At 63.2% G+C, this 11,091-nt stretch carries 9 protein-coding genes; 7 read left to right on the plus strand and 2 right to left on the minus strand.

The features are described 5' to 3' along the window. Positions 1 to 38: 38 nt before the first annotated feature. The gene (locus AC1D1S_RS15195; RefSeq protein ID WP_476994829.1) at positions 39 to 1,583 is read right to left on the minus strand and encodes a PucR family transcriptional regulator; all 1,545 of its coding nucleotides are present in this window, start codon (positions 1,581 to 1,583) and stop codon (positions 39 to 41) included. A gap of 210 nt (positions 1,584 to 1,793) precedes the next feature. Between AC1D1S_RS15195 and speB the strand changes: the two genes are divergently transcribed. From speB to AC1D1S_RS15230, 7 genes are all read left to right on the plus strand, one after another. After that, positions 1,794 to 2,798, plus strand: a complete 1,005-nt coding sequence (speB, locus tag AC1D1S_RS15200; RefSeq protein ID WP_243182253.1) for an agmatinase — start codon at positions 1,794 to 1,796, stop codon at positions 2,796 to 2,798. A 180-nt stretch (positions 2,799 to 2,978) separates the two neighbouring features. Continuing rightward, complete coding sequence (locus tag AC1D1S_RS15205; RefSeq protein WP_476946798.1) at positions 2,979 to 4,451, plus strand: purine-cytosine permease family protein; 1,473 nt, start codon at positions 2,979 to 2,981, stop codon at positions 4,449 to 4,451. A gap of 154 nt (positions 4,452 to 4,605) precedes the next feature. Then, positions 4,606 to 6,120 (plus strand): aminobutyraldehyde dehydrogenase, encoded by a 1,515-nt coding sequence (locus tag AC1D1S_RS15210; RefSeq protein ID WP_243182255.1) that lies wholly within the window; start codon positions 4,606 to 4,608, stop codon positions 6,118 to 6,120. Between the two features lie 28 nt (positions 6,121 to 6,148). After that, the gene (locus AC1D1S_RS15215; protein WP_028277056.1) at positions 6,149 to 7,444 is read left to right on the plus strand and encodes a D-arabinono-1,4-lactone oxidase; all 1,296 of its coding nucleotides are present in this window, start codon (positions 6,149 to 6,151) and stop codon (positions 7,442 to 7,444) included. A gap of 108 nt (positions 7,445 to 7,552) precedes the next feature. Beyond that, on the plus strand, positions 7,553 to 8,311 hold the full coding sequence (locus tag AC1D1S_RS15220; RefSeq protein WP_476943896.1) for an SDR family NAD(P)-dependent oxidoreductase: 759 nt from the start codon (positions 7,553 to 7,555) through the stop codon (positions 8,309 to 8,311). Positions 8,312 to 8,348: 37 nt separating this feature from the next. After that, on the plus strand, positions 8,349 to 9,272 hold the full coding sequence (locus tag AC1D1S_RS15225; RefSeq protein WP_243182257.1) for an NAD-dependent epimerase/dehydratase family protein: 924 nt from the start codon (positions 8,349 to 8,351) through the stop codon (positions 9,270 to 9,272). 39 nt (positions 9,273 to 9,311) lie between these two features. Then, on the plus strand, positions 9,312 to 10,190 hold the full coding sequence (locus tag AC1D1S_RS15230) for a polysaccharide deacetylase family protein (protein ID WP_476994830.1): 879 nt from the start codon (positions 9,312 to 9,314) through the stop codon (positions 10,188 to 10,190). 28 nt (positions 10,191 to 10,218) lie between these two features. Here AC1D1S_RS15230 and AC1D1S_RS15235 read toward each other — a convergent pair whose 3' ends face one another. Beyond that, a complete protein-coding gene (locus AC1D1S_RS15235) occupies positions 10,219 to 11,091 on the minus strand; it encodes a glycoside hydrolase family 25 domain-containing protein (protein ID WP_476994831.1) in 873 nt (290 codons plus the stop codon).

An 11,091-nucleotide genomic window follows, 5' to 3' on the forward strand; every position in this document is an offset into this window, starting at 1 on the left:
CTCCAAATACAAGGAAACCGCCATGGGCGGCCTCGCCGTCAACGTCGTGGAGTGCTGACCTCAGCCGTCGGCAGACGCCGCGGATTGCCCTGGAGGTCCATGGCTTCATGGATCTGCAGGGCAAACCAGAGTTGCGCCAGCGTGGAGGTTTCGGTCATATCAAGGCCTGTCAGCTCACTGATTTTCCGGATGCGGTAGATGATGGTCTGCCGATGCGCGAACAGGGCCGCCGCCGTTTTCTGCCAGGACCGTTGCATGTCAAGGAACGTCTTCAGCGTCAGGATGAGGTCCCCGTTTTCTCCCTGTTCGTATTCGAAAATGGGTCCGAGCAGCCGCTGGACCAGTGCGTTCCCTTCCTCAAAGCTGGTGAGCCCCAGCCACGAGGGTCCCTCGGCGTAGCGGACCAACCGCTCGCCGGTGCTCGATGCCGTCCCAAGCGCCCACATCGATTCCTGCAAAGCTCTCTGCGTTCCAGCGGCCGCGGAAGGCCGGCTGATCCCGATCCTCACGTCCAGGGGGGCGGCATGCCGCAGAAGATCGTCGGTGCAGTCTGAGGCGACAGCCAAATGCAGTGTATTGAACCTGCGCTGGCACGCCGTCGGATACCCGTGTCGCCAAAGATCAACGTGGATCCCGGCCAGACTCTCGCCGTCCTCGCTCGACATCGAGATGATGAGGAATTCCCGTGTCGAAATCCCGAACTCAGGGAGCCGGCTTTCAATGTCGGCGATGCCCAGGCGCCCGTCGAAGGCCTGCAAAAGGAACTCCGCACCCAGCCGGCGCTGGTTCTCGAGGGACAGTACCGTCCGCGACAGCTCCAGTCCAAGGACTGTGGCCGCATGGAGCAGCACCACCGCATCCGGGAGTGGTTCGGATTTCGGCAGCACCACCAGAAGCGCATTGGCGTGAGTCGGAATATCCATCATGAGGAGGTGGCCGTCCCCCAAACGGTGCCACTGGAACTTCTTGCTGGCGACCGGCGACTTGCTGGTCAGCGGTTCAAGCTGCTGCCTGAGGTCCGGCGACAGCGACTGGCCTCCCGGATGCCAGGCATGCAGGCAGCGTCGATCAACCACGAAGAGGTTGGCGTCGAGTTCAGCTTCGATGCCCAGGATCAGGCTTAGCCACTGGTTCTCAGATGGCCCCGCCAGCCGCAGCAAGTCATAGATGCGGGCCGTCTGACGCAGTCTGCGGGACTCCTCAAGCAGTGAAGACTCCGCGACCGAACGTGCGATGGCGATGAACGGCAGCGGGTAGGGGATGTTGATGACCGGCAACGGCAGGCGGTCACAGGCTTCGAGGAACTGGGGCTGGAGCTCAGGGGCATGCATCTGCTCGCCGATCGCCAGGGCACTGGCACCTGCGTTGACCAGTGCCTCGGCCAGCTCAACCTGCCCGTCGGGATCCGCGGGAATGGAGAGCCCGTTGGTCATCATGAGCTCGCCGCCGGTGATCCATTCCCACAAGCGCGGGAGGTCGGAGGTGTGGGCCCAGGTGACCCGGTTGCCCAGGCCCGCGGAGCCCGCCAGCAGGGTCAGGCCCAGCTGGGGTTCGGCCAGCAGTTCGGCCACGGTGATCGCCATGTGTGATTCCTGTTCGTATGTCCGGAGGCCATCCCCAAGCCGCTTATACACATGTATAAGCCCCTCGGTTATTTGTAGTCAATCGGCGCATGTACCGCGTGACGCCGATCACTAATAGTTAAGGCATAGACCTCAACCGGCGCAGAAGCTCAGCTCAGAGAAGGACATCTGCCAGGCCGGCTGAACCCAAGCAACTGGAGGACCCCTGTCATGACCACGCACAAGCCAATCGGCCCCGTCGACGCAACAAAAGTCCCTCGCTACGCGGGCCTGGGAACCTTTGCCCGGCTTCCTCAGATCGACCGCGTGCCGGACTATGACATTGCGATTGTCGGTGTCCCGTTCGACGGCGGTACCTCCTTCCGCCCGGGCGCCCGCTTCGGTCCGGCCGCTGTCCGTGAAGCGTCGCGGCTCCTGCGCCCCGGCTACCACCCGGAGCTCGACGTCGAGCCTGTGTACGAAGCCCAGGTTGTTGACGCGGGTGACATCGCCTGCACCCCCTACGACATCGGCCGTGCAGTCCGCGAGATCGAGGAGCAGGCCCTCCCGCTCCTCGGCGACGCCGGCTCCGGCAAGAGGCTCATCTCTATCGGCGGCGACCACACCATCGCGCTCCCGATGCTACGGGCGCTGAACAAGGTCCACGGTCCGGTGGCCCTGCTCCACTTCGACGCACACCTGGACACGTGGGACACCTATTTCGACCAGCCGGTCACGCACGGAACCATCTTCCGCCGGGCCTTCGAAGAGGGCCTTCTCGTCGAAGACAAGTCGATGCACGTGGGCATCCGCGGCCCGGTTTATGACCGCAACGACTTCCTCCGCGACCACGAGTTCGGCTTCCAGATCATCCGCTGCTCGGATCTGGACGTCATCGGGGTTCCGGCCGCGATCCAGCGCGTCAAAGAGCGGCTGGGCGACACCCCTGTCTATGTCTCCATCGACATCGATGTCCTCGACCCGTCCTACGCGCCGGGCACCGGCACTCCCGAGATGGGCGGGCTCCACTCCCGCGAACTGCTGGCCCTGCTCCGCGGACTGGACGGCATCAACATCGTGGGCGCAGACGTCGTCGAGGTCGCTCCGGCCTACGACCACGCAGACATCACCACACTTGCCGCGGCGACCCTCGTCTTCGACCTCCTCGCCCTGATGGTGAACCGCAGCAAGGCCTCCGCCAACGTCGCCCAAGAGCTGCAAGCCGCCACCGTTTGAGCCACAAAGGGCTGGGCATCGCGCCTGCTTTGTACATATGTACGAACAGGTTTACGGCGTCTATTCAATCGCCGGATTTCCACTGTGACAAAAGTCACGAATGATTGATACATCAGATCCCGTGCCCGACGAAGTGCCGGGACAGAACAAAGAGGTTCCCATGAACTCCAGGAACGCATCATGAGCACGCACCCCACTCAAGCCGTCGCGGCCGAGGTGCCCCGGCTCGAAGACAAGACGATTCAGCCCATCCCCGCCGACGAACGCCACGGCAAAGCACGGGACCTTTTCACCATCTGGTTCGGGTCCAACATCATGATCATGACCATCGTGACCGGGGGACTCGCGACCACGGTGTTCGGGCTCAGCTTTGTGCCCGCCATCGTCGGAATCATCATTGGAAACCTTGTCGGTGGCATCTTCATGGCACTGCATTCGGCCCAAGGTCCGCAGCTGGGCGTGGCGCAGATGATTCAGACCCGCGGCCAATTCGGTTCGTACGGGGCGCTGCTGATCGTTGTCATCGTGGTGGTCATGTACGTCGGGTTTTTTGCGGCGAACCTCGTCTTTGGCGGTCAGGCACTGGCCGCGGTCAGCCCGGGCATCAGTGTTGACGCAGGCATCATTATCATTGGCGTCTTGAGCGTCGTTGCCACCATCTTCGGCTACCGGCTCATCCACGCCTATGCACGCATCTTGAGCATCGTGGCCGGTCTGGCGCTGGTGCTGGCCTTCATCTGGATCTTGGCCGTCCACGGATTGCCGGCCAGCTTCCTGGACCAGGGAAACTTCAACTGGGTTGGCTTCATGGCCACCATCTCCGTCTCCGCCCTCTGGCAGCTCGCCTACGCTCCCTATGTTTCGGACTACTCCCGCTACATGCCGCAGGGCACCGGCTCGGGCCCGGCGTTCTGGGCATCCTACTCGGGCTGCGTCCTGGGAACACTCTTCCCGATGGTGTTGGGTGCCTTGGTGGGAACGCTTGCCCTGACACTGATCAGCGATGGCAGCAGCGTCGAAATAGTCGGGAGTCTGGGTGCCATGCTAGGTCCATGGACCATGGTGATCATCGGAATTTTCTGCCTCGGCGTTGCGGCGTCGAACGCCATGAACCTCTACTGCGGGGTCCTGTGCACGCTCACTATTGGGCAGACGTTCAGGCCGACCTGGTTGCCCCACGCCAAGACCCGGACCATCGCGGCGATCCTCCTCTTCACCCTCGCCCTCTCGATCGCACTGTTCGCCCGCGACAATTTCATCTTCTTCTACACGAACTTCCTCTCCTTCCTGATGTACGTCCTGGTTCCCTGGACGGCCATCAACCTGGTCGACTACTACCTCCTGCGTCACGGCGACTACCGGGTTGAAGACTTCTTCAAGCGCGACGGCGGGGTGTACGGAACGTTCAACTGGGTTGCGATCGGAGCCTATGTTGCCGGCGCACTGATTCAGGTTCCGTTCTCGGCAACAGCGATGTTCACAGGCCCCATTGCCGTAGCGATGAACGGCGTGGACGTCTCCTGGATTGTTGGCCTGGTGGTCGTTGCACCCCTGTACTACTTTGCGGCGCGGGTGTTCCGGAAGAACGCGGAAGCAGCCCCCTTTCAGTCGCCTGCCTTCGCAACTGACCTGATTGAAGCGCCGCGGGCGTAACGCCCCCCCGGGCGTGCACCGCCCACCGCGGGCATACCGCCCGCCCCAACACAAACTCCCGACGCCGAGACCGGCGCACCCCGGGCACATACCGCCCACCCCCACACCAAACTCCCGGCGCCGCGATCGGCGCAGAAAACAAAGGCGAAATATCATGACACTCACTGACACCGAGCAGTTCACAGTCCGACGCTCCGCAACGGAGCAAAGCAGCGCCGGACTCTTGCCACCAGTTTTGCCTCCGGCGGGGCACTTCATCGCTGGAGCGTTTGTTCCCGGCTCCTCGACTCAGCTGATCGACGTCGTAGATCCCACCACAGAGCAGGTCATCGCATCGGTTCAGGCCGGCACGGCCGCGGATGTGGACGTTGCGGTTGAGGCCGCCGTGGCGGCCCAGAAGTCCTGGGGCGCCACGACACCGAAGGAACGCTCCGAGGTGCTGTCCCTGATCGCCAACATCATTGAAGCCAACCGGGAGGCGTTCGAAATCATCGAGTCCGCCAACACCGGCAAACCACGGACCGTCGCGGAGGACGATGTCTCCAGCACCATCGACACCTTCCGGTTCATGGCCGGAGCTTCCCGCACGCTGACGTCCATGGCAGGCGGCGACTACGCCACCGGACACACCTCGGTCATCCTCAGGGAACCCGTCGGCGTCGTCGGCGTCATCACCCCTTGGAACTACCCGCTGCTGATGGCTGCCTGGAAGATCGCGCCCATCCTCGCCGCCGGAAACAGCATCGTCCTCAAACCCTCGGAACAGACGCCGCTCTCGACGCTGAAGCTGGCAGAACTTGTCGCCGGACGCATCCCCGATGGCATCCTCAACGTCGTGACGGGTAAAGGCCGAACCGTCGGGCAGCGACTCTCCGAACACCCTGATGTGGCGCTCATTGCGCTGACGGGGAGCGTCGTCAGCGGACAGGCAGTCGCGGAGACCGCGGCCAGGTCTGTCAAGCGCGTCCATCTGGAACTCGGCGGCAAGGCCCCGGTTGTTGTCTTCGCCGACGCCGACCTCCGCGCGGCCGCCGCCGGCGTGCGAAACGCCGGCTTCTGGAATGCCGGCCAGGACTGCGGCGCCGCCTGCCGTGTGCTCGTGCACGAGTCCGTGGCCGAGGAGTTCACCGAACACCTGGTACGCGAAGTCAGCACGCTCGTCGTCGGCGCTCCGGGCGCAGGGGAAGACGTGGAAATCGGTCCCATGATTTCGCGCCCGCACTTCGAACGCGTGAAGGAAGCCCTTGCCGAGGCAAAAGCTGCGGGCCTGCAGGTGGCTATCGGCGGCTCGGCCTTGGAAGGCACCGGCTACTTCATTGAACCCACCGTAATCAGCAACGTCCCGGCCGGGGCGCATATTGCTACCCACGAAATCTTTGGCCCAGTCGTCACCGTCGAGTCCTTCAGCTCCACTGAAGAGGCCATCACCCGGGCCAACGAGAGTCCCTACGGGCTTTCCGCCTCGGTATGGACCCGGGATTCGAGCCTCTCGCTCAGGGTTCCGAAGCAGCTCGATTTCGGCACCGTCTGGGTCAATTCACACCTGGTGTTGGCCTGCGAGGTTCCGTGGGGCGGATTCAAGGGATCCGGCTACGGCCGCGACCTCTCGCTGTATGCCTTGGACGATTACTCCCGGACCAAGCACGTCATGATCAACCACGGCGCATGAGCGTTTAGACCAGCATCGGAGCCCAGCAATGACCACCACGAATCATCCCCACTCCGCGTCGTCGGCGCGGGCCGCAACCCCGTCCGCTCCGTTCGGGACAGACGTAACCTGGACCAACTGGGGCGGCAACCAGAGCGCCACGCCGGCCTTCACCGTCCGGCCGCGGAACGAACAGGAGGCGCTCGACGCCGTCCGGTTCGCCATCCGCGAAGGCCTCCCCGTACGTGCAGTCGGCTCAGGGCATTCGTCCTCACCGCTTGTCCAGACGGGCGGGGTCCTGATGGATATGTCCGCACTCTCGGCCATCACCGGAACCGACCTCATGGGGCGCCGCGCGAGGGCCCTGGCCGGCACCACCATCAACGCCTTTGGCGATCCGCTGTGGGAGCAGGGGCTGGCACTGGGCAACCAGGGCGACATCGACAAGCAGCAGATCGCCGGGGCACTCGCGACCAGCACCCACGGCTCCGGAAAGAACCTGGGCAGCTTCTCATCAGCATTGCGCTGGGTCCGGCTGATCAACGGTTACGGCGAAATCGTCGAAATCGGCGAAGGGCAACTCCGCGAACTCAGGGCCGCCCAGGTCGCCTTGGGGACACTCGGAATCTTCCTGGAGGTCGAACTGGCGGTCGAGGACCGCTATTACCTGCAGGAGGAGATTACCTATCCCACGTGGGCGGAGACCGCAGCAACCTGGCAGGCCGACATCGACGGGAACCGGCACTACTCGTTCCTCTGGTGCCCGGACGACGATTCCTGTGAGCTCCTGGACCTGCCCGGTTCGCCGGGCCAGAGCATGGCAAACCGCAGCTACACCAAGCGGTACAACGTCGCCCAGGTCCAGGACGAGCGAGAAATTTCCCGCACGGAAGGTGCCCGGCTGGACCGGTCATACCGCATCTACCCGGGCGGATTCACCACACCGTTCCATGAACTCGAGTACTTCGTTCCCAGCGAACACGGCCTGGCGGCCGTCCAGGCCGTCCAGGATCTGATCCGCACCAAGCATTCCGACCAGAAGTACCCCGTTGAGGTCCGCTGGGTGAAAGCCGACGAAGGCTACATGTCCCAGTTCCAAGGACGCGACACCACCGTCATCACCCTGACCACCGAACCTGGGACCGACTACTGGCCCTTCTTCCGGGATGCGGATGCGGTGCTGCAGGAATTCGAGCCCCGCGCGCACTGGGGAAAGATCCATTTCATGACGAGGAGCCGATTGGAGCGTCTCTACCCGGAGCTTGACACCTTCATCCAGATACGCCGGGAGTTCGACCCCCGCGGCATGTTCCTTAACGACCACACTCGTGCGCTCGTTGGCTAAATCAGCCATCTGGGTCAAATCGGCAAATCCGGCGTATGCCCCCGAATCGTGACCGGGGGCACTCTGCCGGCCTTGCCAGAACCAACGGGGAAGAGGGGAAGAGAAGACATGAGCCATTTTCAGGACAAGGCCTACCTTGTCACCGGAGCCAGCTCCGGCATCGGCCTCGCGACCACCCGCGCCCTTCTGGCGCAAGGGGCAAAGGTTGCAGCGGTTGGTCTCCCGGACCGTCTGCTTGAAGACGCACGACGCCAACTCTCGGGCGCTGTGATCTTCATCGAAGCCGACGTATCTGAGTCCCAACAGGTCGATGGCGCCTTCGCCCGGGCGGAAGCGGAACTCGGGCCCCTGAGCGGGGCCTTCAACGCCGCAGGAATCTCCAGTGTTGCGCCCATCGCCGAAACATCGGACGAGCTGTGGCAGAGACTGATCCGGGTGAACTTGACCGGCACTTTCCACTTCGCCAGGGCAGCGGCGCGAACGCTCTCGGCCAACGGCGGTGGATCGCTGGTCTGCACTGCCAGTGAGCTGTCACTCGTCGGCCAGGCAGGCTACACCGCATACACCGCGACCAAAGGCGGCGTCCTGTCGATGATGCGGTCACTGGCCGCCGAACTCGCACCGGCCGGCGTCCGGGTCAACGCACTGTCGCCGGGCACGACAGATACCCCGATGCTTGCGGCCGAGTTCGCGAACGAAGCAGAACGCGCCCGGGACGAAGTGTCCGTACCGCTTGGCCGGTTCGCCCTGCCTGAGGAGATTGCAGCGGCGGCCCTGTGGCTGTTGGGTCCTGAATCCTCCTATGTCACGGGAACCAACCTTGTTGTCGATGGTGGTCGAACCACGACGTTCCCGCTTGGGCATTGAATCCCACATCCAACGCACCTACTGAAAGGCAAATCACATGAGCTCTGTTCTGGTCACAGGTGGTGCCGGATTCACCGGACGGCACATCGTCAACGAACTCGCCGACGCCGGTCATCAAACAGTCAGCTACAACCGGGACTTCATCGAGGCGCCACGCCCCGACGTCGTTTCCGTCCAGGGTGAACTGTTCGATATCCCTCGTCTCCTCGAAGTATTCAAGGAGCACGACGTCGACACCATCGTCCATACCGCCGCCATATCCCACCCGACCTATTCCCTGAGCTTTCCCCTGGCTACGTTTGCTGCCAACGTCGAGGGAACGGTGGCGGTTTTCGAGGCGGCACGACTCCACGGCGTCAAACGGATCATCAACTTCTCTTCCGAGTGCGTGTACGGAAAGACCTCAGCAGCGGTGGTTCTCGAATCGGAGCCAGTAAATCCGACGACGCCTTACGCCGTGACGAAGGTTACCGGGGAATGGCTCGGACAGGTCTACGGCGACAGGTATGGAGTCGACGTCATCTCCCTGCGCATCGGCCAGGTTTACGGACCCGGAAACCGCATGGATGAAGTCATGAGGGACATTATGCGCGGCGTAGTCCGCGATGGTTCATTCTCACAGGACCACGGGGCCGACCACCGCTACAACCTTGTCTACGTCCGCGACGTCGCCCTTGCCGTCCTGGCGGCAGTCCAGGCACCAGAAACGGCCTCGGCCAGGCCCCTGGCCTACAACATCTCCGGCAGCGAGTACTGGACACTCAGCGACGTCGTCAAAGAAGTTCGAATCGCATTCCCGGACGCCACCGTGGAGATCGGGCCCGGGACGGATCCAACCCTGGATTTACAGGGCCACTTCAGCATCGCTTCCGCCGCCGCGGATCTCGGCTACGAATCGGTCTGGCCGCTGCAGCGGGCCCTCGGCGACTACGCCGACTGGCTCTCCACCCATGACTTCTGACCCCTTTCTTCTGACTCATTTCTTCTAAGAGGGACGAACATGACAATCGATAAAAGCGGCTGGAGGCAGGGGGCGGCCTGCGTTGCCGCGTTGACCTTCGACGTCGACGCCGAGTCCCCCGTCCTGGCCGCCGGCCGGCGCTACGCCGACAATGCGATGGCGATGACTCACCAGGCGTTCGGACCCAAGGTGGGTGTTCCCCGGATTCTCCAGATGTTGAAGGATGTGCAGCAGCCGGCGACATTCTTCATTCCAGGCGTAACCGCGGAGCGATATCCCCGCATGGTGGAACAGGTCCTGGAGTCGGGTCATGAGATCGCGCACCACTCACACACCCACCGCACCGCGGTGAACATGAGTTTCGACGACGAACGCGCCGACTTCGATCTGGCGCTTGCTGCACTTGGGCGTTTCGGCATTTCTCCAAAGGGGCACCGCGCCGCATTGTGGGAGCCCTCGTGGCAGACACCGTCGCTGGTGGCTGAATACGGGCTGAAATACGATTCCAGCCTGATGGATGCGGACGTCCCCTATCTCATCGAAACCCCCGCAGGCACAGTTGCGGAGCTCCCCCCACATTGGAGTCTGGATGACTGGGAGCAGTATGCCTTCCTTCCGGAACCCAAGATCGGTGAAATCATCCAGTCGCCACTTGTCGTGGCGGACATGTGGATTCATGAGATCGACGCAATGCGACGTCATGGTGCTCTTTTCATGCTCACTTGCCACCCGTTCCTCACCGGGCGGGCAGGACGGCTGGAGGCGCTGCGGACCGTTATCGAAACTGCGCTGGAACGAGGCGATGTCCGCTTCTCGACGTGCGAAGCGCTCGCGGAAGCGGCACTCGGTGACCCTGMATTGATTGCCGAGCCCCTCAATCCAGTTACAGCGTCCGAGGAGCTCTATCCGGACTACTGAATCCGGATTACTCAGCGGAGGCTGGAACTCAGATGCAGGACTTGTTGTAGTCGAAGCCGCCCGAGATGTACTGGGCCATGGTGACTTTCCCGCCGCCTGTCAGCGGCGCTGCCGAACACATGCTGCTGGCGTTTTGGAGGGAGCTCCCGCCGGCGAGCCAGCTTCGCTGGGCGTAAAGGCTGCTCGTCGAGGGCACCGTGCCGATGATTTGTGCCCATTGATAGCCGGTTGAGTAGAGCCCGGTTTTGGCGCCGATGCTGGCAAAGTAGGCGGCCATGCCCTCCAGATCAGCTCTGTTGGCGGCCTGGTTCGTTGACCAGGAGTTTTCGGTCTCGACGTCCAACCACCAGGTGTAGGAGGCCGGGTTCTTGACCCCGCGGATGTTGGCGTCGTCGTAGGCCTTGGCGTAACCGTACATATAGGAGCACGCCGAGCCGACCGAGCCCTTGGTGCACGTGCCGTACGGGTTGGCCACGGTCTTCCCGGCATAGGTGTTGCTGGTGGGCCACCAGGAGCCGGCCGTCCCGGGGTTCCCGGTATTTACGTACAGGGCCACGAGGGGCTGCCCGGTCCCGCCGGTGGACGTGGCGGCCCAGGACAGCTGGGTGGTCAGGCACGAGTTGGTGTTGTTTGCCAGGCCGTTGTTCACGCCGATGATCGCGAAGCTCTGGCCCTTGGGCAGGGGTTTGCCGCACTGCGGCCAGGACACGTCGACGCCGGGTCCCGCGGGCGTGACAGCCGCTGTGCCGGCCGAGGTCTTCGCGGCGGTGGTGTAGCCGGTCTTGGTTCCGGTGACGGTGACGGTGAGGGCCTTGCCGGCCTGCGCCGCGGCCAGTTTGTAGGTGGCGGCGGTCGCGCCAATGATGACGACGCCGTTCGCCTTCCACTGGTACTTCAGGAT

Source organism: Arthrobacter sp. P1_A5, assembly GCF_056406825.1.